Below are 25,630 nucleotides of genomic sequence, written 5' to 3'. Positions count from 1 at the left end.
CTCTTGGGGAAAAAGAACCCTCCCCCTGTCTGACAGGGGGAGGGTTGGACGGGCAGAGCGCGGGTTTGGCTAGCGAGCCCGCATCAGGTCGAGCCGCACCTGCAGGGCCCGCCCCGGCTCGATGCGGACATCCTGGAACACCACCCGGTAGCCAGGGGCCAGCGCCACCACCTGGACAACCCCGCTCTCCAGCTCCCCCAGGCGCAGGAAGCCACCCCGGGTCTGACCTACCTCGCGGCCATCCAGGAAGATGCGAGCCTCCACATTGGTGTAGACCTCGAGCGTCCCCCGCAGGGCTTGCAGGGTTGCGTTCACCGGAACGGTCTGGCCGTTGCCCACGGTCACGCTGGCCCGGAAGCTCTGGTAGCCGCCCAGGCGCAGCTCGAGGTCGTAGCGGCCCGGCTGTACGGTTAGGTTGAGGGGGGTATTCCCCACCACCCGGCCGTTGAGCACCACCTGGGCCCCCTGGGGGTTGGAGTTGATTTGCAGCAGCCCGTTTTGCACCACCGGCACCAGGTTGGCGTTGACCACCGTAGTCTCACCGGGCCGGATCTGGGCGGTGGTGCGGAAGGTCTGGTAGCCCCCCAGGCGCAGCTCGATATCCACCCGCCCCGGACGCAGCACCAGGTTGAGGGGGGTGCTCCCCACCACCCGGCCTTCCACCAGCACCTGGGCCCCCGCGGGGCTCGAGTTCACGCTAAGGGTGCCGGTGCCCGGTTGCACGGGCTGTACGGGGGTTACAGCCGCCCGCCCCACGGTGAAAAACGCCACGTTGGAAACCCAGTCCTGCTGGGGCAGCGGGGTTACCACAATCGAGAGGGCCCGGGCCAGGTTGTCTGCGCCCTGCACGTTCACCCGCCCAGTCTGAATGTCGGCAATCTGGGCCAGCGATAGGGGCTGGCGGCTAGCTACGGCCAGCACCCGATCCTGCCCTTCGGGGCCGGCCACCTCGAGCGCGTAGCGTGCGCCGGTGGCTGGCGGGAAGGTGCGGATCTCACCCGCGCGCAACAGATTGTTCTGGTCGAAGGCATTGGGCAGAATCAGACCAATCTCGCCCGTAGACTTGACGCTGAAAATGTAGACGTAGGCATCCTGGTTGACCTGCACCGAGACCTGGATGCGTTCGCCAATCTGGTAAACAGGGTTGCCGGTCTTGCCGGGGTCTTTGTTGACCCACACCCGCACCTGTAGGTCGGTGGGCACCGGGTTGATGATGATGCCCTGGGGGCTCAGTTCCGGCGCGGCCAGGGCAGAGCCAGCTAGCAAGAGTCCTAGAGTTGTTGAGAAGATTCGCTTCATGTATGGCCTCCTCCACCCCCAGAGTAGAATACAGAGTCTGGCCGTAATGAGAACCCATTCAGCCGATGTTAACCTTGTCGTTGAGCAAATCTTTATCAGCGCGCTCGCTCAATAGAGCAATTCCAAAGTACGCACAACAACGCTGGCCGGGCAGCTGACGGTATCTTGACTATCAGGCCAATCGCATGAGCAGCCGGGCGTAGCCCTGCTTGCCTTTCTCGAAACTGGAAAGCCTGAAAAACTCGTTAGGGGAATGAATCAGTTCGTCCTCGAGGCCAAAGCCAAAGCTGACCGGATCGTGGCCTAGTAGCTGTTTTAGGGTGCTCAGAATGGGCACCGAGCCGCCGAACATAGTCTCGACCGGCGGCACACCGTACAGTTCGGTGAGGACTTCTCGGGCCACCTGGGCCACCGGATGGTCGGCCCGCATACGAAAAGCTGGGGCTCCCGACTCCTTAACCCGCACCTCCAGGCGTACGCCCTTGGGTAAATGCGCCTCGAGGTGTGCTCTAACCAGGGCCACGATCTTCTCCGGATCCTGGTGAGGCACCAGGCGGCAGGTAATTTTGGCGTGCGCAGTGGAAGGAATCACCGTCATGCCCCCCGGCCCCATGTAACCACCCCACATCCCGTTGACCTCGAGGGTAGGCCGTCCGGTGATGCGTTCCCAGGGGGTGTAACCCGCCTCGCCGTAAAACTCAGGCACCCCCAGTTTCTGCCTCATCTCTGCTTCGTTCCAGGGAATCTGCTTGTACCACTCGCGCAATTCGGGGCTCAGGGGTTCTACATCGTCATAAAAGCCCTTGACCGCTACACTGCCGTCGGGGTTGTGCAACGAGGCAATCAGCTCGGCCATGGCGTGCAAGGGGTTTTGCACCTGTCCTCCCCAGGAGCCGGAGTGCAGGTCGTGGCTGGGACCAATCAGGTCGAACTCGAGGCCGCATATACCCCGCGCGCCCAGGCTCAAGAGCGGGGTGGTCTCGGAAAGCTGGCCGCTGTCCCCGTTGATGATCATGTCGCAGCGCAGCCGTTCTCGATTCTTCTCGATAAATGCAGGCAGGCTGGGGCTGCTGATCTCCTCCTCCCCCTCGATGAGGGCCTTCACGTTGAGGTTGAGGTTTCCAGTAGCGATTAGGGCCTCGGCAGCCAGCAGAAAAGCCATCACCTGGCCTTTCATATCGGAGGCCCCACGGGCCACAATGCGCCCATCTACCACGGTGGGCTCAAAAGGCGGGGAGTTCCAGCGCTCGGGGTTGTCGGCGGGCTGCACGTCGTAATGGCCATAGAAAAGTACCGTGGGCCGGTCGGGGTAGGGACAGTACTCGGCCAGCACCACCGGATGTCCGGCGGTGGGCAGTACCTCGGCTTGCAAAAACCCAGCTTGTTTGAAGCGGGCTGCCAACCATTGCGCGGCCCGCTGCACATCCTGGCTGTGGGCAGGCTGGGCCGAGATGCTGGGGATGGCTAAAAAAGCGCGGAAGTCCTCGAGGTGAGCCGCTTGGTGTTCATTTAGGTAATCGGGCCAGCTCATAGCAAAGCGATTCTACTGCTTTGGGCTCCATATTGGGATCCGCTCGAAGGCTAAGCCAGATAGAGGCACTGGAAAGCCCTTCACGAAGCAGTACGCTTTGCTGGGCTCCTCTCAGCCAAGGCGAAAGGGCAGCGATGCTACTCGTTGGTGCGGGCCATCACCTCTTCCAGGGTGGTCAGACCCGCAAAGGCCTTCTGGATACCATCCTCACGCAAGGTTTTCATGCCGCTCTTGCGGGCGATCTCCTTGATCTGGGTGGCCGACTGCCCCTCCACGATGGCTCGCCGAATTTCATCATCCAGCACCATCAGCTCGTGGATAGCCGCCCGACCTTTGTAGCCAGTACCGTTGCACTTGTCACAGCCAGTGCCCTTGTACAGACTCTTACCCCGCACATCTTCTTTGGTCATTCCTAGCCGGCGCAGCACGCTTGGATCGGGCTCGACTTGAATTTTGCAGTGCTCACAAATTTTGCGCACCAGGCGCTGGGCCAGCACCCCCACCAGGGCCGCCGAGATGTTGAAGAGCTCCACTCCCATCTCATCGAGGCGGGTGACGGCACCTGCTGCGTCGTTAGTGTGCAGGGTGGCAATCACCAGGTGGCCGGTCAGGGCCGCCTCGGTGGCAATTTTGGCGGTCTCGGAGTCACGAATCTCACCGACCATGATAATGTCGGGGTCTTGGCGCAAGAAGCTCCGCAAGGCTTTTGCGAAAGTCAGGCCTGCCACAGGGTTCACCTGGGTTTGGTTGATTCCAGGAATCTCGTACTCCACGGGGTCTTCAATGGTGGTAGTGTTCTTGTCAGGTGTAGCAATGCGCTTCAGAATGCTGAAGGTGGTAAAAGACTTGCCCGACCCAGTAGGCCCGGTAATCAAAAAGATGCCGTAGGGCTTGGATATCACATCCTCGAAGCGCTGGAACACGTCGGGAGCGAAGCCAAGTTGTTCAATTTCGGGAATGTCGGCGGCTTTTCGCAGAAGGCGCATTACGATTTTCTCGCCGTAGACGGTGGGAAGGGTGGAAAGGCGCAGATCCAGATCTATGGAGCGGTCGCGATAGCGCACCCGCCCGTCCTGGGGCAGGCGGCGCTCGGCAATGTCGAGGTTGGACATGATCTTAACGCGTGAGGCAATGGCCGGCCCAGCCCCCTTGGGCAGGCGCATATACTCCCGCAGGCTACCGTCGATGCGGATACGTACCAGAATGTCGGACTGGCGGGGTTCGATGTGAATATCCGACGCCTCTTGTAGATAAGCCTCTCGAATAATACTGTTGACCAGCTTAACTACCGCGTTGTCGTCAAGGGCGCTGGTATCGACATTATCTTCCTCTTTCTTTTTGCCCTCGAACTCACGGGCCAGCTCCTCTACACCGGTGGTACTGCCATAAAACCGCTCGATGAGTTTGGTAATGGCCGCCTCTGCCGAAACTGCTGGCATGATGTCGCGTCGGGTAATCATGCGCAGATCGTCAATGGCCAGGATATTGCGAGGGTCTTTCATCAGCACCACCAGGGTGTTGCCCTCGAGGTGGTGGGGAAAGATGGTGTAGCGCCGAACAGTAGATTCAGGCACCATCGTGAGCACCGAGGGGTCGGGGGGGAAGTCGTTGGGGTCAATATAAGAGTAGCCAAGTTGAGTTGCCAGACTCTTGGCCAGCATCTCCGGCTTGATTTTTCCCGACTGCACCAAGGTATCTTCCAAACGCCCCCCGCCCTGCCGCTGCTTGGCCAGGGCCTCTTCTACGTCCTGGGCGCTCACGTAACCCAGCTCTACCAGAACCTCGCCCAGGGGCCGGGTTTTACCCATACGGCGCTGCACCGAAAGGGCATCCTGCAGGGCGGCGCGGTTCAGTTTGCCCTCTTGTACCAGGGCCTCACCCAGACGACTCTTTTCGGGGTAGGCCTTACTGAAGAGGGTTTCCCAAACCTTGGGCAGGGTTAGGATGAACTTGGTCGGACGATCGATAAGCTGGGCTACGGCGTGACGGTGGCGAGGATCGGCCAGTACCACAAGTACCTGTTGTCCATCCTGTCGAACCGGCACTGCTTGGTACCGCAGGGCGTCGGGACGCAACAGGTAAGCCGAAACCTCTGGCTGAAGCTCGAGGTCATCCAGCTCCGTTCTAAACTCAATATTGGCTTGCTCGGCCAGGGCTTGGAAAAGCCTTTCCTCGGTCAAGCCAAATTTGTGGACAAGCAGCCGACCCAGTAGCTCACCAGTCTTCTCTTGCTCGACCAGAGCAGCCTCGAGATCCTCCCGGCTCAACCAACCCTTGTTGATCAAAATTTCGCCAAGCTGCATCTCCCCTGGCGAAACTGCCGTAGGGGGCGGGGGCACCGGCAAGCCCAGCTCGGGGTAGTGCAGGGCAAGGGCGTAGCGAAAAGAGGACGGCGTCGTAAGGTAGGGCTCAATAATTTGGTTGGTGAGGTCTTCGAGCTCCTCGAGCACCAGGTTGTCCAGCGGGTTAAGCAAGGCCACCCGCAGGGTGCCGCCTTCCAGGCTAAAAGGAATAGCCCCCAGATCGCGCGCTCGCTCGGCCGGAACAAGCGACTTGGCCTCGGGTGAAATCTCCATCCCTACCAGTTCCACCAATGGAACACCAAAGGCTTCCTCAATGGCCTGGGCAATGCGGCGCTCGGAGAGTAACCCCAGCTCGACAATGATGTCTGAGAGATTTCCCCCCACTTCGCGGTGCTGCTCGAGGGCACGCTGAAGCTCCTCATCGCCCAACAAACCCATGTCCAGAAGGGCTGCACCAAGCCTTTTGTCTCCAATGGTCAAGACGTTCGCCATTCGACCTGTCCTCCTACTCGAAGCAGTTGATGCCTGCTGCGGCAATAAAGCATTTAATTGACGAAATTATTGGGCCATGCTGCGGATTTACACAGGGCATCACTTCGCTTCCTCCTAGTCTTTGCTCATTGTGGGGTTTTGGTGCAAATCTTTTGGGTCAAATTCCTCATTGGTCTCTACAGTGCGTCCATACTTGGAATTTTGCAGCACCCAACGCTCGAGTTTTCGCACCAGTCGGGTATATCCCAACTCCTGTGGGGCAAGCGGTGGAACCAGCACGGTGTACATCCCCACCAAGTTGCCGCCTAACACATCGGTAAAAAGCTGATCACCCACCACCGCCACTTCGTGGGCGGGCAGTGCCAGCCGTCGCAGGGCCTTGCGAAACCCAAACCAGGGTTTGCCAGCAGGGCCAAAACCAGGTACGCCCAGTTTCTCACACCAATAGCGCACGCGTCGGGGGGTTGCGTTGGAGACAAGCATCACCGGGATACCCGCCTGCTTTAGGGTCTTTAGCCATTCTAGCAAGCCCTCAGGCACCTCACCGTAAGTTCTATAGGGCACCAGGGTATTATCCAGGTCGAGCAAAACCGCCTTCAAGCCCCGTTTCCGAAGCCACCCTGGGGTGATCTTAGTAACCGAGTGGAGTTGGGCCCTAGGCTTGAGCACGTCCCCAGTCTAACGAAAACTTTTGCAAGACTAAAGAATGCATCTACCGGTTGGGAAGCATAATCAAGGCCCACATTCGTCCAGTCTGGCCCCTATCTCGCCGGTGGGAAAAGAATTGTGGGTCGGCATAGGTGCAGCGTCCCAGCGCCCAGTAGTTCTGGGGAGCAACCCCGCCGCGTAAGGCCTGGTTGCGTATGGCCTGCTCGAGGTCGAGCCGGTATCGGCCCGGGTGCTGGGGATCGGACCAGGCAAAGGCCAGACCCACCCGCTCGAATTGCTCCAGCACCTCGGAACCCACCTGGAAGTTGGGGCCGCTGATGCCAGGGCCTACTGCTACGCGGATGGTATCCGGGCTCGAGCCATACCGGGACTGCATCAGTTCCAGGGCCCGCGGCAAAATGCCCGAGACCACCCCCCGCCAGCCCGCGTGCAAGGCCCCCACCACATGCTTAACAGGGTCGTGGAGCAGGATGGGATAGCAGTCGGCCACAGTAACCCGCAGCAACAACCCAGGCCTGGCGGTCAGCACTCCATCCCCCTCCCATGTTCCAGCTGTCTCAACCACATGCACCTGATTGCCATGCACTTGATTTAGCGCGATTGTCGGCGGATCACCAAAAGCAGCCAGTACCCGCTTACGGTTCTCGATCACATGCTCTGGGCTATCGGCGGTAGACAGGCCCAGGTTGAGGCTATCGTAGGGAGCAGGCGATACACCCCCCTGGCGGGTCGTGAAGCCGTGGGGTACCTCCAGCAACGGGCTCGTAAGGAAACAAATGGGCTGATTCATTTTTCGACGCTGGCCCGGCTCAGCCGGGTATAGCAATAAACATACTGTCTAGATCATCTATTTGCTATTGGTTCCAGCATTGCCCAAGCTATAAGCAGGGTCTCTTCTGGGCTCGAGCATAAGTCGCGCTAACAAAATCCACTAGCAAAGCCAACGTATACGTCACAAAACATCCCCAGCCCAGCGCCTACAATAACGGGGTGGAGCTGCTACCCTTGCCCCTTCTTGCTGTTTTTGCCTTTCTGCTCGGGAGTCTAATTGGTTCGTTTCTTAATGTGGTGATTTATCGAGTTCCCGCCGGTATCTCGGTGGTATGGCCCCGCTCGCGTTGCCCCCATTGCGAGCACGAGCTCTCCCCTGTTGAGCTGGTACCCATTGCCTCATGGGTTATTCAAGGCGGAAAATGCAGAAACTGCAAGACACCAATCCCGGTACGGTATCCGGTAGTGGAGGGGCTAACGGCTGCTTTGTTTAGCCTGGCCACCCTTCTGCATCCTTTTTTCCCAGATCTGGTTTTTATTTGGGCTTTTATTGCTTTGCTGATAGCATTATCGTTCATAGATATCGACACCAAAACCCTGCCCAACTCGCTCAACTTCGCAGGAGTCTTCTTGGGCTTAGTGGGGGCTGGCCTACTGGGTTTCCCCCAGACCTTCCAGACTGCCTTGGACGGCGGGTTGATGGGGGCCGGTTTGGTGGCTCTGTTTGCAGGTTTTGGCGGGTGGGTATACAACCGGTTTAAAGATGGCCCCCGCGAAGGCCCCTTTGGACTGCACCTGGTACACCTGGCTGCAATGGTGGGAGCCTGGGGTGGGATGTTTGGCACGGTGGGAGGCGTTTGGCTGGGCAGCCTGGGTATCCTGGTGGGCTTGTTCAATGCCTCGCTCAACGCTCGCACAGGTAAAGTGTTTGCCCTCCACGACAGCCTCACCCTCGGCCTCGCCGCGCTGGCTCCAATTGCAGCCTGGTTGCTTGGCCTACCACCGCTGGAGAGCCTGCGTGGAATGCTGGTCAGCGCCGGCGGTATGGCGCTGGCTGGTATGCTGTACTGGTGGTTTCGTAACCCCTCCGATAGGGTCGAGCTCGAGGTCGAGGCCGAAAACTCCAGCGGCTATGTGACCGTGATGGGCTATGGCGATGTCGTGCTGGCCGGATTTCTAGGGGTCTGGCTGGGCTTCGCCCAACTTTTGGTGGGAATTTTTATAGCGGTCTTCGCCGGTGCCATCATCGGCCTGATCATGCGGCGGTTTGGCGGTGAAAACCAGATTCCCTTTGGGCCTTATCTGGCCATTGGGGGGCTGGTTGCGTTGTTCTATGGAGAGGCCATCGTGCAATGGTACTTGAGCTATATTGGGTTGTCATAAAAAGTACCCAGATTAAGAAGCTTTGCTCCTTGGCCCGTCACAGCAACCAGCGTACCTGTGCTTCTCGTGGGGCTCCAGGATGAGGGAAAATCAGTGGTAGGGCACAACTAACATCTGCTGTACCCAATCAGGAGTGATAATTTCTGATTATTGCAGCAATCAGTGCAGGTTATAAGTAGGTTTCGTGAAAAATTGAGCAAAAAGCCTTTGGAATAGGAATCGTCGCGACTCTTTTCTCGCTGTATGCATCGTTGTATGGGTATCCTTGTGTCTAGGCTTCTCTTGGTTCAAGCGTTATAGTGTCCAGCGAAACGCGGAGGATATCCGGCGTTTAAGCCCAACAGGAGGACTATATGAAAGTAGGCATCAACGGTTTTGGACGCATTGGCCGCCAGGTGTTCCGGATTTTGCAGGAGCGCGGGGTGGAAGTGGTCGGCATCAACGACCTGTCGGACAACGCCATCCTGGCCCATCTCTTCAAATACGACTCCAACTATGGCCGCTTTCCCGGAACCGTCAGCTACGACGAAAAAAACATCACCGTAAACGGCAAGACCATCCGGGTCTACGAGGAAAAAGACCCGGCCAACCTACCCTGGGGTGAGATTGGAGCCGATATCGTCATTGAGTCTACAGGGCGCTTTACCAAGCTCGAGGCCGCCGAAGCCCACCTCAAAGCCGGGGCCAAGAAGGTCATCATCAGCGCGCCGGGCAAGGGCGATATGCTCACGGTGGTGATGGGCGTAAACGAGCACATGTACGACCCGGCCAAGCACCACGTCATCTCCAACGCGAGCTGCACCACCAACGGCCTGGCCCCCGTAGCCAAGGTGCTCAACGACCACTTCGGCATCGAAAAGGGCCTCCTGACCACTGTGCACGCCTACACCGCCAGCCAGAGCCTGGTGGACGCTGTCAAGGACGACCCCCGCGACGCCCGGGCGGCAGCCCTCAACATCGTGCCCAGCGAAACCGGCGCGGCCAAGGCGGTTGGCCTGGTGATTCCCGAGCTCAAGGGCAAGTTTGGCGGCATGGCCTTCCGCGTCCCGACCAGCACCGTCTCGGTGGTGGACTTCACGGCCATCCTGAGCAGGGAAGCCAGCAAGGAAGAGATCAACGCCGCCATGAAAGCGGCTGCCGAGGGCCCCATGAAAGGCATCCTGGCCTATACCGAGGAGCCCCTGGTGAGCAGCGACCTCAAGGGCGACCCCCACTCCTCCATCTTTAGCGCCCTGGATACCCTGGTGGTAGGCAACCTGGTCAAGGTGGTGAGCTGGTACGACAACGAGTGGGGCTATAGCTGCCGCGTGGCCGACCTGGCTGAGTACATCGGTAAAAAGCTATAAGCCCGCACCTTTGGAGGGGGCGCACGGGGTGAGCAGTTTCACCTTTACCCCGCCCCTCACCCCAACCCCTCTCCCAGCGGGAGAGGGCATTTGTCTAGGAGATCCACCATGCGAACACTCAGAGACTTCAACGCTGCCGGCAAACGTGTACTGGTACGGGTAGACTTCAACGTGCCCATCAAGGATGGCAAAGTCAAGGACGAGACCCGGGTGGCAGCGGCCATCCCCACGCTAAAGCACCTGCTGGATCAGGGGGCTACGCTGGTGTTGTTCTCGCACCTAGGGCGTCCCAAGGGCGGCTACGAGGAGGCCAGCAGCCTGGCACCCGTGGCCCCGGTTCTGGAAAAACACCTGGGCAAGCCGGTGATTTTCATCGGGGGCTCGCCGGAGTTGACCCCGGCCAGCGAGGCCACCCTAGAGCGCGTTCAGGCCGCGCCCCCCGGCTCGGTCATTTTGCTGGACAACGTGCGCTTCGAGCCGGGTGAGGAAAAGAACGACGAAGCATTGGCGAAGAAGTTTGCGCGACTCGGCGATGCCTTTGTGCTCGACGCTTTTGGTTCAGCCCACCGGGCCCATGCCTCGGTAACCGGGGTAGCCAAATACCTGCCCAGCTATGCAGGCTTCCTGATGGAAAAGGAGGTTGAAAGCATCGGCAAGGTGCTGCACAACCCCGAAAAGCCCTACTGGGTGGTGCTGGGCGGGGCCAAGGTCTCGGACAAGATTGGGGTGATCGAGAACCTGCTGCCCAAAGTGACCGGGATGGTGATTGGGGGGGCCATGGCCTTCACCTTCATCAAGGCCCAGGGAGGGCAGGTGGGCAAGAGCCTGGTGGAAGACGACAAGCTGGATCTGGCCCGCGACCTGCTCAAAAAGGCGTCCGACCTGGGGGTTAAGTTGCTGCTGCCTACCGATGTGGTGGCGGCACAAAAAATTGAGGCCGGGGCGCCCACCCGAATCATGCCTGCAAACGCCATCGAGGACGGCTGGATGGGGCTGGATATCGGGCCCGAGAGCGCCCAAACCTTCGCCGGGGCGCTGCGAGGTGCAAAGACGGTGCTCTGGAACGGCCCTATGGGGGTCTTTGAGATAGATGACTTTGCCAAGGGTACCCTGGCCGTGGGTGAGGCCATCGCTCGGCTCGAGGGCGCCTTTACCGTGATTGGCGGGGGCGACTCGGTGGCGGCGGCCAACAAACTGGGCATGGCCGATAAGTTTAGCCATGTGTCCACGGGCGGCGGGGCCAGCCTCGAGCTCCTGGAACTCGGCACCCTGCCCGGCATAGAGGTGCTAAGCTAGGGCATGCCCCTACACATCCAGGCCGAACCCCCGGACAGCCCAGTAGCCAGGGCCCTGATCGCCGAACTTGATGCGGTCTTGGAGCCGCTGTACCCCCCGAAAAGCCGCCACGGGTATAGCGTAGAAAAACTCATCCAGCAGGAGGTCGCTTTCTTTGTGGCCTACCTGAACGGCCAGCCGGTGGGCTGTGGTGGGGTGCAGCTATTTGGCGACGAGTACGCCGAGCTCAAGCGGATGTACGTGCGGCCTGCGTTTCGTGGGCAGGGTGTGGGGAAGCAGCTTTTGACCCACCTGCAAGCCCATGCCTATGAGCGGGGCCTGCGGGTGCTCCGGCTCGAGACCGGGGTCTTCCAGACCGAGGCCATTGGCCTATACCAGAGCTTCGGCTTCCGGCGCATCCCGCCGTTTGGCCCCTACTTTGAAGACCCCGTGAGCCTTTGCATGGAGAAGAGGCTAGACGAGTAAGGCCACAGTCTGGACACGCCGCCCGGCGTTAGGCTACCCCTGTGAACGACCTTTACCCGCTATACCAGCGTCGCGCTAGCGTACGCAAGTTCAAACCCGAGCCCCTGCGCGAAGGCGACCTGGAAAAGATTCTCTTTGCGGCCCAGCGGGCCCCCACCGACGCCACCGCGCAGATGTACAGCCTGCTGCGCGTCAGCGACCCCGAACTACGCCGCAAGGTTTCAAGTCACTCCGGCCACAACCCCCACATCGAGACCTGCGCCGAGTTCTTCCTGATTCTGGCCGACGTGTACCGCCTGCGAAGGCTGGTGGAGCACCGGGGCGGGGTGTTTGGGCACTGGCCCCGCACCGCTTTGCACTTTGCTATCACCGACGCGGTGCTGGCCGGGAGCGCCCTGGCTACCATGGCCGAGAGCCTGGGCTATGGCATCGTGTGGATTGGCGGGGTGCTGAACGGCATAAAGGAAATTAAGGCGCTGTGCGGACTGCCGCAGGGGGTGGTGCCGGTGGCCGGTCTGTGCGTGGGGGTGCCGGACGAAAGCCCGGCCCCCCGCCCCCGCCTGCCGCGGGCGCTGGTGGTGCACGAAAACCAGTACCACGACTACGGCCCCGAGGCGCTCGAGCAGGCCTATGCCGCCATGGCCCCCATCACCAAAAGCGGCGACTGGTACAGGGTTCTGGAGCGCTACTTCGCCCAGGGCGGCACCATGGAAGAGCGCGAGCCCGCCTACCAGCAGCTTTCTGCCCAGCAGGGCTTCGAGCCCGATCTGCCAGCCGAACTGCTCGAGGCACTAAAAGAAAAGGGCCTCGAGGCCGGCTCGCTGGGCCAGCTCATCGAGGCGGCCTTTGCCCAGGGCTTCCGCAGCCTGCAGTTCCACCACAAGGGCTACGCCTGGATCGAGAAAGAACCCGAGGCCTACCGGGGCGACGGCAAGCCCGGCGAGGCTTTGGGCAAGGCCTTGCTACAGGCGCCCAGAGAGCGGATTATCCCATAAGTTCCTGGTAAACCCGTATAGCCACCCCGGAGGGGTCGAGGATGGTGAACTCGCGGGTGGCCCAGGGCTTGTTTTCCAGCCTGCCGTTGGGATGCACGATGCCGGCAGCCTCGCAGGCCACATAGAGCAGGTCTACCTCGTCCACCTCGAGCCGGAAGGCATAGTTACGGCTGATTTCGGGGTTGGGCTCGAGGTAGAAGTGCAGCCGTAGCCCATCCCGGCTCACCCCGCCGTACTCCACCGGGTTCTCGCCCCAGGTAAAAGGATCCTGGAAACCCAGGTGGGTCTGATAAAACAGGAGCGAGGCCTGCACATCGCGGCTGGGTATCACCGGTATACACGCCGATACTTTTATCGTCATAATCTACCTCGAAGTTGCTTCCACAACCGTTCAGGCATAGGCCTTTTGCAACTCGGCCAGGTCAAGCTTTTTCATCTGAAGCACCGCCTGGTTAACCCGGTTGACCCGTTCTGGGTCGGGGTCTTGCAGCATCTGCTCCAACGCCCGGGGCACTACCTGCCAGCTCAGACCATACCTGTCTTTGAGCCAGCCACACTGCTCGGCCTCCGGTACCGCTGAGAGCTTCGTCCAGTAATGGTCAATTTCGGCCTGGGTGTCGCAGTAAATCATGAACGAGATGGCCTCGTTGAAAGCGAAGTTGTGCGGGTAGGCGCTGTCCATGGCGGCAAACCACTGGCCCTCCAGCATGAACTCGCTGTACATCAAGGTACCTTCGCGCTCGGGCGCCATGCCCGCCGGATAGCGCATCGTCGCTCCCCGTCGAGCGTTGGGGAACACCGAGGTATAGAAGTCCTGGGCCTCCTCGGCCTTGCCGCATACCTCGCCCACAAACAATAGCGCGGGCGTTATAAAAGGACGCGCCTCGCCACCGGGGTCGGAGAGGATAAGCTGCCAGGAAAGGCCGTAGCGGTCTTGAATCCAGCCGTAGAGGGGCGCAAAGGGATAGGCCTGTAATGGCATCAGCACGCTACCCCCTGGCAGCAACTTGTTCCAGAGGGCCTCGAGGTCGGCCTGGGTACGCCCCTGGGAGGGGTTGAAGCTGAGAATAAACGAGGTGGAGGGATTGAGCTTGAAAAACGGCCCCGCGCTGATGGCCATGAAGGGCTGGCCGGCCAGCTCAAACGAGACCAGGTCGCAGTCACCCGAAGGCGTATCGCGCAAAACAACCAAACTATTTATCCTGGAACCCGGAATTGCATCGCAATAAAACCGAGCGGCCTCCTCGGCCTCTTTGTCAAACCAGAGATTGGGCACGATCTTGAACATTCAGCACCTCCTGGTGCGCCCACAGGACGCAATTACCCTTCAGGCCGCGAGTTTGACCGAAATCTTACGAACACCTGGGGTGGATTGTACTTCTGTCAGAAGCGACTGCAAGGCCTCAAAATTGTGCCGCTCCACCACCAGCACGGCCTCGGAGGCCCCCAGCAAGGCATCGGCCTTGATCACCCCTGGCAGGCGGCTCAGGGCCTGCACGATACGCTTGGGTTGGGCACACGAAACAAACACATACGCGGACACACGACGGATATTCTCCGCAACCGAAGCCTGGGTCTGCTGGGCGAGTTGCATCATGCGGGCCTCCTGTACTGCTTTGTGAACGCTGGGGCCAACCCCCAGGGTTTCCTCGAGCAAACGCTCGTGCCGATACCGGGCTTCTATTTCTGCAAAAAGCGTAGAAAACATGGTCACCCCGCGGGGCTAGCTTGCGAAGGGAAGGGGCAGTTGTTCGGGCTGAACGAAACGGTGAAACAGCCTGGATAGGCGGCCTTCGGGGTAGTAAGTGGTGCGGTAGAGGACGGTGGCCTCGAGCCAGGCCTGGGCCAGAGGCCGGGCCGCAGGGCGAAGCAGGGGCATTTTGGCGCGCAGTTCGTTCTCCAGAGCCCACAGCCCTATCTGGCCTTTGCGGTTATCCAGCTCGATAAGGGCATTGAGAACCTCGCTGGGGTGTGCTGCACCACGCCCCACGGACTTCCAGACGATTTCGCTGATGTTCATATGTCCGCCTCCCGTTATGATAATAGCATAATCTATCTGCATAACGCAATAGCGGATACGGGACATTACGTCTTGACCGTAGAAACGTTTTATGCTACCGTCAGAACCATGACACTAGCCGAACGTCTCCGCGAACTGCGCACCCAGCAGGGTTGGCGCCTTAAAGACCTATCCGAAAAAAGCGGGCTCTCGGTACCCTACCTCTCCGACCTCGAGCGGGGCCGCACCAACCCCTCCCTCGACACCCTGCAAACCCTGGCGACCTCCTACAGCCTATCGGTCAACGACCTGCTGGCCCCGGTAGACTTCTACGGCGAGCGCACCGAAGCCTCGCTGCCCAAGGGTCTGGCCGAACTCATCGCCGACCCCACCCTGGGGGCCGAGATCACCCCCGAGTGGCAGCGCACCCTGGCCCGCATCGAGTTGCGGGGCAAGCGCCCGGAGTCCAAGCGCGACTGGTACGAGATCTTCCTGCACCTCAAGCGGGTGCTGGAAGGCTAGGATATTTCTCTAAAACCTCAAAGATGGTGACCGCTGGTCATCATCTTTTTTATACAAAGCCCCAGAGAAGCGCATTTGTACGGAGTTTTGCAGGAAGGTGCTTCTAATCGGCCATAATAAGACTATGGAACGCCCCGTTCGCACCCTCGAGTCCGGCTTTTTTGTCGCGGGGTACGAGGTGCGCACCAGCCTGGCCCTGGAGCAAGACCCCCAGACCGCCCGGATTCCTCCGCTCTGGCAAAAGATAGAAAGCGGGGCGCTCGAGCTGCTCATCCCCAAGCGTCTGGCTAAGGGCAAACCTTTTGTGGTCTATTTCCACTACGAAAGCGAGCAGGGCCCTTTCTCGGTGCTGCTGGGCTACCAGGTGCGGGGGCAGGACGACGTTCCATCCGGCCTGAGCGGCCTGAATGTCCCTGGGGGCCGGTATCTGATGTTTAGTGTGCCGAGTGCCAGACCGGAATCGGTAAAAGAGGCCTGGCAGCAAATCCGGGCCTATTTCCAGCAGCCCGGCGCGCCCAAGCGGGCCTTCACCTTCGATTACGAAGTCTACGAAAACACCCAGCGGGTTTCGGTTTTCGTGGCCATACAGTAGCCTGGCGGGAGGATGGCGATGGAGCTCAGACACCGGGTCATCGAGCTGGCCCAGGAATACCGTAAGACCCACGCCCCTCTCACGCCCGAGCGGCTGGCCGGGGGTATCGGGGCCGGTCTATCGTATGGCCGGTTGCCCGATGGCAAGTTTGGGGCGCTGGTGCCAGAGAAAAATCACATCCTGATTGACCAGGATTCCCCGCCCAAACGCCAGCGGTTTACCCTGGCCCACGAGGTGATGCACGTGCTAATCCAGCAGGACGACGACCTGCTCTCCGAGCTGCACGAAGCGTACGCGGGTCAGGAGCTGGAAAAGGAGCTCGAGGCCCTCTGCAACCTGGGGGCCGCTGAGATGCTGCTGCCCGGCCAGGCGGTGGAGGCAGCCATCGCCAGAAAAGGCCAGACCCCCCGGCTGATACCCGAGCTGGCCGAGCTGCACCAGGTTTCGGAGGAAGTGGCTATTATCGCTCTGGCCGAGCGGGGCCCGGTTCCTTCCATCGTGCTGATGGCCGGTAGCAAACCCCTGCGGGTTTATTTCAGCGCCAAGCACCCGCAGGTTGTGGGCTGGGTGAGCCGCGGGGCAGGCTTTCGCCGCGAGGACCCCCTGGTGGTAGCCTTTGAAACCGACCTGCCGCAAAAGACCACCGCGCGCTTACCCAATCACGAGGTGCTGTACAGCCTCGAGGCCTATCCCAAAAATGGGCGGGTCTATGCGGTGTACAGGGTATTGCAGAATTAGCCCCAACTGGAGCCAGCCATGTTAACCTTCGGCACCTTCTGTAGTGGCCTGGCAGCGTAGCCTAAAGCCCGGTATGGAGGCAAAATATCCGATTCCCACCGTGGGCGCTTTGGTGAAAGGGCCTTCGGGCCGGGTGCTAATCGTCAAGACCGGCAAGTGGCAGGGCTGGTGGGGAGTGCCGGGGGGCAAGGTTGAATGGGGCGAACCCCTCGAGGCCGCTTTGCAGAGGGAGTTTCGCGAAGAGGTGGGCCTCGAGCTCGCCAACATCCGCTTTGCCCTGCTGCTGGAGGGGGTGTTCGACCCCCAGTTTTACAAACCCCTGCACTTTCTGTTCATCAACTACTTTGCCGAAAGCCCGGATGAGACCGTCCGCCCCAACCAGGAAATCCTCGAGTGGGCCTGGGTCAGTCCCCAGGAAGCGCTCCAGTATCCCCTGAACAACATCACCCGTACCCTGCTGGAGGCCTACATGGGAAGGGGGGCGGTATGAGCCGGGTGGCCCTGGTCACCGGCTCGGCCAGGGGCATCGGGCGGGCCATTGTGCTGGCGCTGGCCCGGCAGGGGTTCGATGTGGCGGTGCACTACCACCAGAGCGCCCTCGAGGCCGAACAAACCCGCCAGGAGGCCCTTCAGCACGGGGTGCGGGCCATCCGGGTGCAGGCCGATGTCACACAGGTCAAGGAAGCCCAGGGACTCATCGAGGAGGTGGCCGGGCAGCTTGGGGGCTTGCAGGTACTGGTCAACAACGTGGGCAACTACCTCAAGAAGCCCATCGAAGCAACCACCCCCGAGGAATGGCAGGCCATGCTGGACTCCAACCTGAATGCGCCTTTTTACCTGACCCAGGCCGCCCTCCCCTACCTGGGCCAGACCGGCTATGGACGGGTGGTCAATATCGGGTTCGCCGGCGCGCAAAACCTGCTGGCCCGCCCGGAAATTACCCCCTACGTAATCGCCAAAACCGGCCTGATTCTGTACAGCAAGGCCCTGGCCCAGCGCCTGGCCCCCAGGGGTATCACGGTGAATGTGGTCGCACCGGGGGTGGCCGAGAACTCCGTCTCCAAACCTCTGAAAGAGATTCCCATGGGTCGGCTGGCACATCTGGAAGAGCTGGCTCGAGCGGTGCTGTTCTTTGTGGATGAGCAGAGCAGCTACATTACCGGACAGGTCATGGAGGTTTCAGGGGGATGGAATCTGTAGCAGCAAACAAACCAAGCCATTGGTCAGAAAAAGCCCTGGTAATGGCTTTTACACAGATAGGCCCGTCGAGACGCTAGGCTGATGTTGGAGGTATCCACGGATGTATGCCCGTTTCAAGAAAACTAGCGTCTAGGTTACGTTCAGTTTGTGTATAAGGTGGCATGCTATGTAGGTGCAGTTGGACTAGACTGCAATTGGTGCCCGGGCTCGTGTGAAGGGAAGCAGCCCAGGACACCACACAATAGATTCCCTTCGCATATGCACCCGTCAGACTGCTCGAGGTTGCTGACGAAAAAGGAGACACCCTTGCTTAGCTACGACAATAAGCAAATCCTCGATACACCCCCCCTCAAACTCGATAAAAACGGTGGCAAAAAAGCCTACCTGTTCCGCAACACCGACGGCGCGGAACCCGTCATCACCCGCCACTACGACCACCAGTTCCAGCCCGACGCGGCCTACAAGGCCAGCCTGCCCGATATGACCGAGACCGTGGACTCGGTGGAAGGGGCCAATGTCGCCATCCAGCAGGTGGGCATCTCGGGCTTCCGGCTCCCGCTCAGGTTCGCCACCTCAGCCGGCGAGGCCCTGACCCTCGAGGCCCGTGTCACCGGCACGGTATCGCTCCAGGCCAACCTCAAGGGCATCAACATGAGCCGGATCATCCGCACCTTTTATGCCCACAAAGATGAGGTTTTTAGCCTGGATACCCTGGCCCAGGTGGTGCAGAACTACCGCCGCGACCTCGATAGTATGAGCGCACGGGTCAAGGTGGCCTTCAACTACCCCATGCTGGTCTCGGCCCTGCGCTCCGGCCTCGAGGGCTACCAGTACTACAGCGGCAGCTACGAGGCCGTTCTGGAAGAAAACGGTACTCTGCGGCGCTTTGTCGAGCTCGACTTCGTTTACTCCTCGGCCTGCCCCTGCTCCGCCGAGTTAGCCGAACACGCCCGCGATGTCCGGGGGGCGTATGCCATCCCCCACAGCCAGCGCTCCAAGGCCCGCATCAAGGTAGAGGTCGCCCCGGACACCTCGCTGCACCTGGAAGACCTGATCCATCACGCCCGCGCGGCCCTCAAAACCGAGACCCAGGTGATGGTCAAGCGCGAGGACGAACAGGCCTTTGCCGAGCTGAACGGGGCCTATGTGAAGTTTGTGGAGGACGCCGCCCGGCTGCTCTACGAGCAGCTCATTGCCGACCGGCGCATCCACGACTTCCAGGTGGCCTGCTCGCACCTCGAGAGCCTGCACTCCCACGACGCGGTCTCGGTCATTGCTAAAGGCGTACCCGGCGGCTTCCGCGCCGATTTCAACGACTTCAGCACCCTCCTGTGCTAGGTGCCCTGGGCCTTGGTTCTGGCTTCCTGGGCCGCTTGCTCGAGGGCGTTCCAGGCCAGCGTAGCGCACTTGACCCGGGCCGCCAGCTTGTGCACCCCCGACAGGGCCGCCAGATCACCCAGCTCAGGCGCGGGCGGCGTACCGTCCAGAATCATGGACTTGAACTTGCGCTCGAGCTCGAGGGCCTCGGCCCAGGTCTTGCCCTTGACCAGGTCGGTCATCAAGGAAGCCGAGGCCTGCGAGATGGCGCAGCCCTGCCCACGGAAGCGCAGGTCAGCAATCTGCTCGCCATCGGTCTCGACCAATAGCTCGATCTGATCGCCACAGGAGGGGTTGTCCCCCATGACCCGCACGTTGGCTGATTCCAGCGAGCCGTAGTTGTGGGGCGACTTGTAGTGGCGCAGGATGATTTCCTTGTACAGCTCCTCCAGGAGGCTCATACGGTCTATTGTAAGTCCCCCGTGCTATAGCCAGTCTTTGAAAAAGTCGCGCACCTTCTTCAGGGCCTCGATGAAGCGATCCACGTCTTCTTTAGTGGTGTAGACGTAAAAGCTGGCCCGCACCGTGGCCGCCACCCCCAGCTTGCGGTGCAGGGGCTGGGCGCAGTGGTGCCCGGCCCGCACCGCGATACCGTACTGGTCGAGGGCGGTGGCCACGTCGTGGGCGTGGATGCCGCCCAGCACAAAGGGAATCACCCCGCTCCGGTCGGGGCCGCGGGGGCCAAAGGTGCGCACCTCGGGGAGTTCTTCGTCGAGGCGCTTCAGGGCGTAGGCGGCGAGCTCGAGCTCGTGTTGCCATACGTTCGCCATACCCAGACGCTCGAGGTATTCCACCGCCGCCGCCAGCCCAATGGCCTCGGCCACCGCCGGGGTTCCGGCCTCGAAACGCTGAGGGGGCTGGGCATAGGTGGAGCGATCTAGGTAAACTTCGCGGATCATGCTGCCGCCCCCCAAAAAAGGGGCCAGGGTTTCCAGCACCTCGTAGCGCCCCCAGAGCACCCCGATGCCGGTAGGCCCCAGCATCTTGTGCCCGGAAAACGCATAGAAATCGGCTCCCAGGGCCCGGACATCCACGGGCATGTGGGGGGCCGACTGGGCCCCATCCACCACCACCAAGGCCCCCACGGCCCTGGCCGCCTGGGCGATCTGGGCCACAGGGTTAACGGTGCCCAGCACATTGGAGACGTGCATCACGCTCACCAACCTGACCCGCTCGGTGAGGAGGGTGCTGAGGTGCTCCAGTTGCAAGCGCCCATCATCCCCAAGCGGTATGGCTTTGATCCTGGCCCCCGTGCGCTCGCAGACCAGGTGCCAGGGCACCAGGTTGGCGTGGTGCTCCATCTCGGTCAGGAGAATTTCGTCGCCGGGCCGCAGGTTGCGCAGCCCCCAGGCATAGGCCACCAGGTTGAGGGCCTCGGTGGTGTTGCGCACGAAGATAATCTCGCGCTCCTCGGCCCCAATAAAGCGGGCCAGGGTGCGGCGGGCCTGCTCGTAGGCCTCGCTGGCCTGCGCCGAGAGGGTGTAGGCCCCCCGGTGCACGCTGGCGTTGAGTTTCCGGTAGTAGCGGGATACCGCCTCGATGACCGCTTCGGGCTTCTGGCTGGTGGCCGCCGAGTTGAGGTAGACCAGCTCGGGATGGTGCACGAGCAGTGGAAAGTCCTGGCGAAGGGTTTGCGGCGTAACGATAGCCATGTAATCAGGGTAGCCCATTGGCGTCTGAAAGTTTAGGGCAGAGGGTTCATTTCAGGCCCGTGATCGGATGTGTTGAGGGTATAAGCGAAGTGTCGCAAAATAACGCTGATATAACACCCGGCAGAATATCCTCGTAAAAAGGAGCAGCGTATGCGCCAATTGCTTGCGGCCTCGATACTGGTACTGGCCTCTTTAGCCTGGGCCCAGTGCAACCATCCCTTTTTTCCGGTGCACGAGGGCTGGGTCTGGAGCTACCGCTCGAGCCCAGATAACTCGACCCACACGGCCAGCATCATCAAGGTGAGCGACAAGGGTTTTGTCCAGCGTCTAGCCTTCAGAGACTTTAGTTTCGATATCCGCTGGGCTTGCGGCGCTAAAGGCCTCACCCAGCTCGAGTACCTCCAGCCGCCAGGCAGCCAGGGAATGCAGATGAACCTTAAAACCCGCAAAGTGAGTGGGGTGGTAATTCCCCAGGGAATGCGGGTTGGAACCACCTGGAGCTACGGCTACGAAGTGGCGGGCGAGGCCAAACAGCCGAACATGACCCTGCAGGTCGATCAAACTATGAACGTGGTTAGCAAGGTGGTGGGCCAGGAGAGCGTTGGCGTGCCGGCAGGCCGCTTTAGTGCCTACAAGGTCGAAAGCACCATGTCCATCCGCGGGAGCATGAGGTCGGCGGGACAGAGCATGCCGATGAACCTCGAGGTGAAAACCACCACGTGGTATGCCCAGGGGGTGGGGTTGGTCAAAACTCAATCTGAAGGGGTAACTGTCGAACTCCTAAGCCTTAAGCGCTAGCCAGACCCACACCCCCACCGCAAACAAGGCCGCCAGGCCCAGCAGCAGCCGGAAGAGCCGCACCAGGTAGGCGGCCCCAAAAAAGAGCAGCGCGCCCACCCCAGCCATCCAGGCCCCGGCAGTGGCGAGGTGACGGGCCAGCCCATCCAGAAAACCCGGCAGGTCGAGCCGGATGCGCAGCAGGTTCTTCTCGAGGCTGGGGTCAATGGTCTGGCCGGCCAGGGTGAAGGCCAGCCCGGCGAGCAGCGCTCCCAGCACCACCAGCAGCCCGCCCAGAAGCTCGAGCCACAGGGCAGAGGACACATTGGCGTTCATAGGGGTAGGATACAGAACATGTCGGCGGCCCTTCGGGTTTTCATCATCCTGCTTTTGGCCTACTTCCTCTCCTACTTTTTCCGCGCGACCAACGCGGTCATCTCGCCCGACCTGCGGCGCGACCTGGGCCTCACCTCGGCCGAGCTAGGCCTGATGACCAGCCTGTTTTACCTGACCTTTGCCATTGCGCAGTTGCCCTTAGGCGCGCTCCTGGATCGCTTTGGCCCGCGCTTCGTGCACCCGGCCCTCATGCTGTTGGGGGCCATAGGGGCCCTGATTTTTGCCTCGGCCCAGGACTTTCTGACCCTTTCGGCGGGACGGGCGCTGCTGGGGATTGGCTTTGCGGCGGCCCTGATGGGCGCTTTGAAGGCGTTTTCGCTGTGGTTCCCTGCTCACCGCTACGCCAGCATCAGCAGCCTGTATGTGGCCCTGGGGGCCTCGGGGGCCATTGCGGCCTCGAGCCCCCTGGCCTGGCTCAAGGAGCAGATCGGCTGGCGCGGGGTGTTCGAGTGGGGGGCCCTGGTGATTGTGCTGGTGGCGCTGGTGGTGGCCCTGGGGGTACGCAACGCCCCCAAGGGCATGGCGCTGCCCCGGAGCACCCAGGCCGGCAACGCCAGCCTAATTTGGCGAAGCAGCCAGTTCTGGCGCATGGGCTGGCTCAACTTTATGGTGGGGGGCGGGTTTCTGGCCTGGCAGACCCTGTGGGGCGGCGACTTTTTGTTCAAGGTGCGGGGGCTGGGGAGCCTCGAGGTCGGCAGCGTGCTCTTCACCTTCTCACTGGCCGCGCTGCTGGGCTTTTTGCTGTGTGGCCCCCTGGCCGACCGCTGGGGTCTGCCGCGGGTGTTGCTCTCGGCCAGTCTTGGGTTTACCCTGGGGCCTCTGCTGCTGGCCCTGTGGCCCCAGATGCCCGCCTGGGGCCTTTACCTGACCTACGGGCTGATGGGCTTCACCGGCGCCTTTAATATCCTGAGCCTGGCCCAGGCCCGCCTGGCTTTCCCCACCGCACTCACCGGACGGGCCGTTACGGCCATCAACTTTATGGGGTTCATGGGGGTGTTTCTGCTCCAGTGGGGGATGGGGGTGGTGCTGGGCCTGAGCGAGTACAGCACCGCTTTGCTCGTCTGGGCGACCCTTATCGCCCTGGCGATTGTTGGATATATACCCTTGGCTCTGGGGCAAAGGAAAAGCGCCCTTTAATCTGTTTTCATAGCCTGTGCAAGACCGACCGATATGCTAAACCCATGCTGCGTATTCTCTGGATTGGCCTGCTTGCGCTCGTACTCACCGCCTGCACGAACCAGCCCCCCGCACCCCCACCACCTGGCAACGGCGTGATCAGTGGAACCGTGCGCATCAGTCTGCAAACCACGCTTCCACCTGCCGACCTATCGGCGCCTTTTGTGGAAGGAGAGCTGATCGTACAGTTCAAGCCACAGGTGAGCCTACAATCGCTGGGCAGGCTTTCGGCCGCGGGGGTGGAGCTTGAGCAGGTCAGGCCGCTGAGCCTCGAGCGTACCTTCCTGTACCGGGCCGGCCTGAGCCGGGCCGAGACCCTGGCCGTGCTGGCCGAGCTGCAACGCCGCAACGATGTGGCCTTTGCCCACCCCAACTACCGCCTTTTCGGCCAGGCCACGCCCAACGACCCCTTGTACGCCGACCAGCGCTGGCACTACGAGGCCATCCGGCTGCCCCAGGCCTGGGATCTCGAGACCGGCAGCTCCAACCCGGTCACGGTGGCGGTGATTGACGGGGGGGTGGTGGCCGGCCACCCCGACCTGGCCGGAAAACTGCTACCCGGCTACGATTTTTACTCCGATGCTGCCAGCTCGGGCGACGGCGATGGGCGGGACAGCAACCCCGAAGACACCGCGCCCGGCAGCGACTACCACGGCAACCACGTCACCGGCACGGTGGCGGCGGCGACCAACAATAACTTGGGGGTGGCGGGGGTCGCCTGGGGCGCCCGGCTGCTTCCGGTGCGCGCCCTGAGCGGGGGCAGCGGCACCCTGGCCGACGTGGCCGACGCCCTGCGCTGGGCCGCCGGTCTGAGCGTGGCCGGGGTTCCTGCCAACCCCAACCCGGCCAAGGTCATCAATATGTCGCTGGGGGGGCCCGTAGCCTGCACCAACGCCCCGGCCCTCCAGCAGGCCATCAACGAGGCCAGCAACGCGGGGGCCATCATCGTGGTGGCGGCGGGCAACTCCAATGTGGACGCCAGCACCTTCAGCCCTGCGGGGTGCAGCGGGGTGGTTACGGTGGGAGCAACCAATGCTGCCGGCAGCCGGGCCTCGTACTCCAACTACGGCAGCCGCATCGACCTGATGGCCCCTGGAGGAGAGCCGGACGGGCAGCAGGTGGTGAGCACCCTGGCGAGCGGCCAGTACGGTGGCAAAGCCGGCACCTCCATGGCCGCCCCTCACGTGGCGGGGGTGCTGGCCCTTATGAAAAGCAAGAAGCCCACCCTCACCGCCGCCGAGGCCATTAGCCTGCTGAAGGAGACCGCCAAGCCCCTGGATGCTACTCAGTGCAACCAGCCCAGCGGCAGCGAGTGCGGCGCTGGCCTGCTGGATGCCAGAGCAGCCCTGGAGCGACTCAACACCCCACCCCCGCGTTCGCTGGTGCTCTCAGCCAGCCCCAACGCCCTGAGCCTGAACACCGGCCAGAGCGCCCAGGTCACCCTGAGCATTGCCCGCACCAACTTTACAGAGGCGGTTGCCCTCAGCGTAACCGGGCAGCCCGCCGGCACCACCCCGAGCTTTAATCCGCCCAGCCCGGTTGCAGGCAACAGCACCACCCTGACCATCCCGGCTGGCAGCACCCCCGGCACCTACACCCTGGTGGTGCGGGGCAGCGCCAGCGTGGGCGGGCAGACCGTTGAAGCTGAGACCCGCATCACCCTCAGCGTGCAGCAGCCCCCGACCACCCCTCCACCCGCCCAGAACATCCAGAACACCCGTATCTACTTTGACGCAGTGCTGCGCGAGACCCCCACGCTCAGCCTGCTGCTCGATTTCAACCCCATCGCCATCACCCAGACTGGCACCCAGGCCCCCTATACCCGCACCGGCCTCTCGACCAGCGGGCTGGTGGGCTACCGCGTCTCGGCCTGGAAGGATGTCAACAACAACGGTATCCAGGATGAGGGCGATTTGTTCGGGTGGTACCGGACGAACGGCAATATCGCCCATGTGATGCCCGATGCCAGCAACATTGATATTGTCCTCGAGCCCATCCTTTCCACCACCCTCACCCGCGAGAAGTGGCTGCGGCAGATGGGCTACCCGGCCCGTTAGCGGTGGTAAGGCTCCCCCCGCTTGAGGGTTTCGACGCGGTAAAGCTGCTCGAGCAAAACCACCAGGGCCAGCTCGTGCTGCAAGGTGAGCCTGGACAGGGCCAGAACCCAGTCGGCCTGGTCACGCACCATCTGGGCGTGGCCCTCGGCACCCCCGATTAAGAAGGCCACCCCTTTTTCGGCCTGCATGGCCCAGCCCTCGAGGCGCGCCTTGAGGGCCAGGGTGTCCACCATCTGCCCCCGCTCGTCCAGCACCACCCGACGGTAACCCTCGGAGGCTTCCAGCAGGCGCTGCCCCTCCTGGGCCTGGGAGCCTTCCTTGAGGTAGAGGAGCTCGAGCCGCGTATACCGTTCCAGCCGCCCGGCGTACTCCGCCAGACCCGCTTTGGCGTAGGGCAGTCGGGGTTTGCCGATTACACAAATCCTCAGCTTCATACCCGGTGCACGTTGGTTGCACCCTCCAGGTTCAAGTCTAACGGTACCCAATATCCGCTAACCCAGCTCAACAGTATCAAGTTTGGGTATGCATTCTCATCTGGCATAAAAAGCCAGCGTCAGAAAAATCTCGCACTGCAGCCACTTTTTTGGTTTGTTC

Annotated in this window: 27 protein-coding genes; 14 read left to right on the top strand and 13 right to left on the bottom strand. The window is 61.4% G+C overall.

Going from position 1 to position 25,630, the window contains the following annotated elements:
* Nucleotides 1-69: 69 nt before the first annotated feature.
* The 5 genes from Q0X18_RS03155 to pgeF all read right to left on the bottom strand — a co-directional run bounded on the left by Q0X18_RS03155 (nt 70) and on the right by pgeF (nt 7,072).
* Nucleotides 70-1,299 (bottom strand): PEGA domain-containing protein, encoded by a 1,230-nt coding sequence (locus tag Q0X18_RS03155; protein ID WP_297558406.1) that lies wholly within the window; start codon nt 1,297-1,299, stop codon nt 70-72.
* Between the two features lie 172 nt (nt 1,300-1,471).
* Nucleotides 1,472-2,830: a dipeptidase gene (locus tag Q0X18_RS03150; protein ID WP_297558403.1), complete on the bottom strand. Its 1,359-nt coding sequence runs from the start codon at nt 2,828-2,830 to the stop codon at nt 1,472-1,474.
* A 137-nt stretch (nt 2,831-2,967) separates the two neighbouring features.
* Complete coding sequence (locus Q0X18_RS03145; protein WP_297558401.1) at nt 2,968-5,625, bottom strand: ATPase, T2SS/T4P/T4SS family; 2,658 nt, start codon at nt 5,623-5,625, stop codon at nt 2,968-2,970.
* Nucleotides 5,626-5,739: 114 nt separating this feature from the next.
* Nucleotides 5,740-6,294: a YqeG family HAD IIIA-type phosphatase gene (locus Q0X18_RS03140; protein WP_297558398.1), complete on the bottom strand. Its 555-nt coding sequence runs from the start codon at nt 6,292-6,294 to the stop codon at nt 5,740-5,742.
* A gap of 43 nt (nt 6,295-6,337) precedes the next feature.
* Complete coding sequence (gene pgeF, locus Q0X18_RS03135; protein WP_297562942.1) at nt 6,338-7,072, bottom strand: peptidoglycan editing factor PgeF; 735 nt, start codon at nt 7,070-7,072, stop codon at nt 6,338-6,340.
* A gap of 212 nt (nt 7,073-7,284) precedes the next feature.
* On the opposite strand from pgeF, the gene Q0X18_RS03125 reads away from it, so the two are divergent.
* The 5 genes from Q0X18_RS03125 to Q0X18_RS03105 all read left to right on the top strand — a co-directional run bounded on the left by Q0X18_RS03125 (nt 7,285) and on the right by Q0X18_RS03105 (nt 12,550).
* Nucleotides 7,285-8,448 carry an A24 family peptidase gene (locus tag Q0X18_RS03125; RefSeq protein WP_374707497.1) on the top strand — a complete coding sequence of 388 codons (1,164 nt, stop codon included), beginning with the start codon at nt 7,285-7,287 and terminating at the stop codon, nt 8,446-8,448.
* A 353-nt stretch (nt 8,449-8,801) separates the two neighbouring features.
* Nucleotides 8,802-9,794 carry a type I glyceraldehyde-3-phosphate dehydrogenase gene (gap, locus tag Q0X18_RS03120; protein WP_297558396.1) on the top strand — a complete coding sequence of 331 codons (993 nt, stop codon included), beginning with the start codon at nt 8,802-8,804 and terminating at the stop codon, nt 9,792-9,794.
* A gap of 108 nt (nt 9,795-9,902) precedes the next feature.
* On the top strand, nt 9,903-11,090 hold the full coding sequence (gene pgk, locus Q0X18_RS03115; protein ID WP_297558394.1) for a phosphoglycerate kinase: 1,188 nt from the start codon (nt 9,903-9,905) through the stop codon (nt 11,088-11,090).
* A gap of 3 nt (nt 11,091-11,093) precedes the next feature.
* On the top strand, nt 11,094-11,555 hold the full coding sequence (locus Q0X18_RS03110) for a GNAT family N-acetyltransferase (RefSeq protein WP_297558392.1): 462 nt from the start codon (nt 11,094-11,096) through the stop codon (nt 11,553-11,555).
* Nucleotides 11,556-11,596: 41 nt separating this feature from the next.
* Entirely contained in the window at nt 11,597-12,550 is a 954-nt protein-coding gene (locus Q0X18_RS03105; RefSeq protein WP_297558390.1) for a nitroreductase family protein, read from the top strand.
* Here Q0X18_RS03105 and Q0X18_RS03100 read toward each other — a convergent pair.
* Genes Q0X18_RS03100 through Q0X18_RS03085 form a run of 4 tightly spaced genes read right to left on the bottom strand, consistent with a single transcriptional unit; the run spans nt 12,540 to nt 14,570 of the window.
* The gene (locus Q0X18_RS03100; protein ID WP_297558388.1) at nt 12,540-12,911 is read right to left on the bottom strand and encodes a VOC family protein; all 372 of its coding nucleotides are present in this window, start codon (nt 12,909-12,911) and stop codon (nt 12,540-12,542) included. The genes Q0X18_RS03105 and Q0X18_RS03100 overlap by 11 nt on opposite strands.
* Nucleotides 12,912-12,941: 30 nt before the next feature.
* Complete coding sequence (locus Q0X18_RS03095) at nt 12,942-13,838, bottom strand: VOC family protein (protein ID WP_297558385.1); 897 nt, start codon at nt 13,836-13,838, stop codon at nt 12,942-12,944.
* A 39-nt stretch (nt 13,839-13,877) separates the two neighbouring features.
* The gene (locus Q0X18_RS03090; protein WP_297558382.1) at nt 13,878-14,258 is read right to left on the bottom strand and encodes an Lrp/AsnC ligand binding domain-containing protein; all 381 of its coding nucleotides are present in this window, start codon (nt 14,256-14,258) and stop codon (nt 13,878-13,880) included.
* A 15-nt stretch (nt 14,259-14,273) separates the two neighbouring features.
* A complete protein-coding gene (locus tag Q0X18_RS03085; RefSeq protein WP_297558380.1) occupies nt 14,274-14,570 on the bottom strand; it encodes a hypothetical protein in 297 nt (98 codons plus the stop codon).
* 108 nt (nt 14,571-14,678) lie between these two features.
* Between Q0X18_RS03085 and Q0X18_RS03080 the strand changes: the two genes are divergently transcribed.
* From Q0X18_RS03080 to folE2, 6 genes are all read left to right on the top strand, one after another.
* Entirely contained in the window at nt 14,679-15,071 is a 393-nt protein-coding gene (locus Q0X18_RS03080; RefSeq protein ID WP_297558378.1) for a helix-turn-helix domain-containing protein, read from the top strand.
* 124 nt (nt 15,072-15,195) lie between these two features.
* Entirely contained in the window at nt 15,196-15,663 is a 468-nt protein-coding gene (locus Q0X18_RS03075) for a GyrI-like domain-containing protein (protein ID WP_297558376.1), read from the top strand.
* Nucleotides 15,664-15,681: 18 nt separating this feature from the next.
* A complete protein-coding gene (locus tag Q0X18_RS03070) occupies nt 15,682-16,401 on the top strand; it encodes an ImmA/IrrE family metallo-endopeptidase (RefSeq protein ID WP_297558374.1) in 720 nt (239 codons plus the stop codon).
* Between the two features lie 73 nt (nt 16,402-16,474).
* A complete protein-coding gene (locus tag Q0X18_RS03065) occupies nt 16,475-16,891 on the top strand; it encodes an NUDIX domain-containing protein (RefSeq protein WP_297558371.1) in 417 nt (138 codons plus the stop codon).
* Entirely contained in the window at nt 16,888-17,601 is a 714-nt protein-coding gene (gene tmpR, locus Q0X18_RS03060; RefSeq protein WP_297558369.1) for a bifunctional dihydropteridine reductase/dihydrofolate reductase TmpR, read from the top strand. The genes Q0X18_RS03065 and tmpR overlap by 4 nt, the downstream gene beginning before the upstream one ends.
* A gap of 306 nt (nt 17,602-17,907) precedes the next feature.
* Nucleotides 17,908-18,939 carry a GTP cyclohydrolase FolE2 gene (gene folE2 / locus Q0X18_RS03055; RefSeq protein ID WP_297558367.1) on the top strand — a complete coding sequence of 344 codons (1,032 nt, stop codon included), beginning with the start codon at nt 17,908-17,910 and terminating at the stop codon, nt 18,937-18,939.
* Here folE2 and sufU read toward each other — a convergent pair.
* Nucleotides 18,936-19,379 carry a Fe-S cluster assembly sulfur transfer protein SufU gene (sufU, locus tag Q0X18_RS03050; RefSeq protein WP_297558364.1) on the bottom strand — a complete coding sequence of 148 codons (444 nt, stop codon included), beginning with the start codon at nt 19,377-19,379 and terminating at the stop codon, nt 18,936-18,938. The two genes, folE2 and sufU, sit on opposite strands and share 4 nt — an antisense overlap.
* Before the next feature lie 24 nt (nt 19,380-19,403).
* Nucleotides 19,404-20,630 (bottom strand): cysteine desulfurase, encoded by a 1,227-nt coding sequence (locus tag Q0X18_RS03045; RefSeq protein ID WP_297562936.1) that lies wholly within the window; start codon nt 20,628-20,630, stop codon nt 19,404-19,406.
* Between the two features lie 150 nt (nt 20,631-20,780).
* Between Q0X18_RS03045 and Q0X18_RS03040 the strand changes: the two genes are divergently transcribed.
* Nucleotides 20,781-21,428, top strand: a complete 648-nt coding sequence (locus Q0X18_RS03040) for a hypothetical protein (protein ID WP_297558361.1) — start codon at nt 20,781-20,783, stop codon at nt 21,426-21,428.
* Here the strand turns inward: Q0X18_RS03040 and Q0X18_RS03035 are convergent.
* Nucleotides 21,411-21,743 (bottom strand): hypothetical protein, encoded by a 333-nt coding sequence (locus Q0X18_RS03035; RefSeq protein WP_297558359.1) that lies wholly within the window; start codon nt 21,741-21,743, stop codon nt 21,411-21,413. The two genes, Q0X18_RS03040 and Q0X18_RS03035, sit on opposite strands and share 18 nt — an antisense overlap.
* Nucleotides 21,744-21,761: 18 nt before the next feature.
* Here Q0X18_RS03035 and Q0X18_RS03030 point away from each other — a divergent pair, with 18 nt between their 5' ends.
* Nucleotides 21,762-22,940 (top strand): nitrate/nitrite transporter, encoded by a 1,179-nt coding sequence (locus Q0X18_RS03030; RefSeq protein WP_297558356.1) that lies wholly within the window; start codon nt 21,762-21,764, stop codon nt 22,938-22,940.
* Nucleotides 22,941-22,984: 44 nt separating this feature from the next.
* Entirely contained in the window at nt 22,985-25,036 is a 2,052-nt protein-coding gene (locus Q0X18_RS03025; protein WP_297558354.1) for a S8 family peptidase, read from the top strand.
* Here Q0X18_RS03025 and Q0X18_RS03020 read toward each other — a convergent pair.
* The gene (locus tag Q0X18_RS03020; protein ID WP_297558351.1) at nt 25,033-25,470 is read right to left on the bottom strand and encodes a 23S rRNA (pseudouridine(1915)-N(3))-methyltransferase RlmH; all 438 of its coding nucleotides are present in this window, start codon (nt 25,468-25,470) and stop codon (nt 25,033-25,035) included. The two genes, Q0X18_RS03025 and Q0X18_RS03020, sit on opposite strands and share 4 nt — an antisense overlap.
* Nucleotides 25,471-25,630: the final 160 nt, after the last annotated feature.

This window comes from Meiothermus sp. (genome assembly GCF_026004075.1).
Taxonomy (GTDB): Bacteria; Deinococcota; Deinococci; order Deinococcales; family Thermaceae; genus Meiothermus.
The sequence above is the reverse complement of the archived record's forward strand: the minus strand, read 5'-3'. Positions and strand labels throughout refer to the sequence as shown.

What these genes read in the sequence shown, in the direction of transcription:
- Q0X18_RS03155 (WP_297558406.1), bottom strand. Translation starts at nt 1,299, where the DNA reads ATGAAGCGAATCTTCTCAACAACTCTAGGACTCTTGCTAGCTGGCTCT.
- Q0X18_RS03150 (WP_297558403.1), bottom strand. Translation starts at nt 2,830, where the DNA reads ATGAGCTGGCCCGATTACCTAAATGAACACCAAGCGGCTCACCTCGAG.
- Q0X18_RS03145 (WP_297558401.1), bottom strand. Translation starts at nt 5,625, where the DNA reads ATGGCGAACGTCTTGACCATTGGAGACAAAAGGCTTGGTGCAGCCCTT.
- gap (WP_297558396.1), top strand. Translation starts at nt 8,802, where the DNA reads ATGAAAGTAGGCATCAACGGTTTTGGACGCATTGGCCGCCAGGTGTTC.
- pgk (WP_297558394.1), top strand. Translation starts at nt 9,903, where the DNA reads ATGCGAACACTCAGAGACTTCAACGCTGCCGGCAAACGTGTACTGGTA.
- Q0X18_RS03110 (WP_297558392.1), top strand. Translation starts at nt 11,094, where the DNA reads ATGCCCCTACACATCCAGGCCGAACCCCCGGACAGCCCAGTAGCCAGG.
- Q0X18_RS03100 (WP_297558388.1), bottom strand. Translation starts at nt 12,911, where the DNA reads ATGACGATAAAAGTATCGGCGTGTATACCGGTGATACCCAGCCGCGAT.
- Q0X18_RS03095 (WP_297558385.1), bottom strand. Translation starts at nt 13,838, where the DNA reads ATGTTCAAGATCGTGCCCAATCTCTGGTTTGACAAAGAGGCCGAGGAG.
- Q0X18_RS03090 (WP_297558382.1), bottom strand. Translation starts at nt 14,258, where the DNA reads ATGTTTTCTACGCTTTTTGCAGAAATAGAAGCCCGGTATCGGCACGAG.
- Q0X18_RS03085 (WP_297558380.1), bottom strand. Translation starts at nt 14,570, where the DNA reads ATGAACATCAGCGAAATCGTCTGGAAGTCCGTGGGGCGTGGTGCAGCA.
- Q0X18_RS03080 (WP_297558378.1), top strand. Translation starts at nt 14,679, where the DNA reads ATGACACTAGCCGAACGTCTCCGCGAACTGCGCACCCAGCAGGGTTGG.
- Q0X18_RS03075 (WP_297558376.1), top strand. Translation starts at nt 15,196, where the DNA reads ATGGAACGCCCCGTTCGCACCCTCGAGTCCGGCTTTTTTGTCGCGGGG.
- Q0X18_RS03070 (WP_297558374.1), top strand. Translation starts at nt 15,682, where the DNA reads ATGGAGCTCAGACACCGGGTCATCGAGCTGGCCCAGGAATACCGTAAG.
- Q0X18_RS03065 (WP_297558371.1), top strand. Translation starts at nt 16,475, where the DNA reads ATGGAGGCAAAATATCCGATTCCCACCGTGGGCGCTTTGGTGAAAGGG.
- tmpR (WP_297558369.1), top strand. Translation starts at nt 16,888, where the DNA reads ATGAGCCGGGTGGCCCTGGTCACCGGCTCGGCCAGGGGCATCGGGCGG.
- sufU (WP_297558364.1), bottom strand. Translation starts at nt 19,379, where the DNA reads ATGAGCCTCCTGGAGGAGCTGTACAAGGAAATCATCCTGCGCCACTAC.
- Q0X18_RS03045 (WP_297562936.1), bottom strand. Translation starts at nt 20,630, where the DNA reads ATGGCTATCGTTACGCCGCAAACCCTTCGCCAGGACTTTCCACTGCTC.
- Q0X18_RS03040 (WP_297558361.1), top strand. Translation starts at nt 20,781, where the DNA reads ATGCGCCAATTGCTTGCGGCCTCGATACTGGTACTGGCCTCTTTAGCC.
- Q0X18_RS03035 (WP_297558359.1), bottom strand. Translation starts at nt 21,743, where the DNA reads ATGAACGCCAATGTGTCCTCTGCCCTGTGGCTCGAGCTTCTGGGCGGG.
- Q0X18_RS03030 (WP_297558356.1), top strand. Translation starts at nt 21,762, where the DNA reads ATGTCGGCGGCCCTTCGGGTTTTCATCATCCTGCTTTTGGCCTACTTC.
- Q0X18_RS03025 (WP_297558354.1), top strand. Translation starts at nt 22,985, where the DNA reads ATGCTGCGTATTCTCTGGATTGGCCTGCTTGCGCTCGTACTCACCGCC.
- Q0X18_RS03020 (WP_297558351.1), bottom strand. Translation starts at nt 25,470, where the DNA reads ATGAAGCTGAGGATTTGTGTAATCGGCAAACCCCGACTGCCCTACGCC.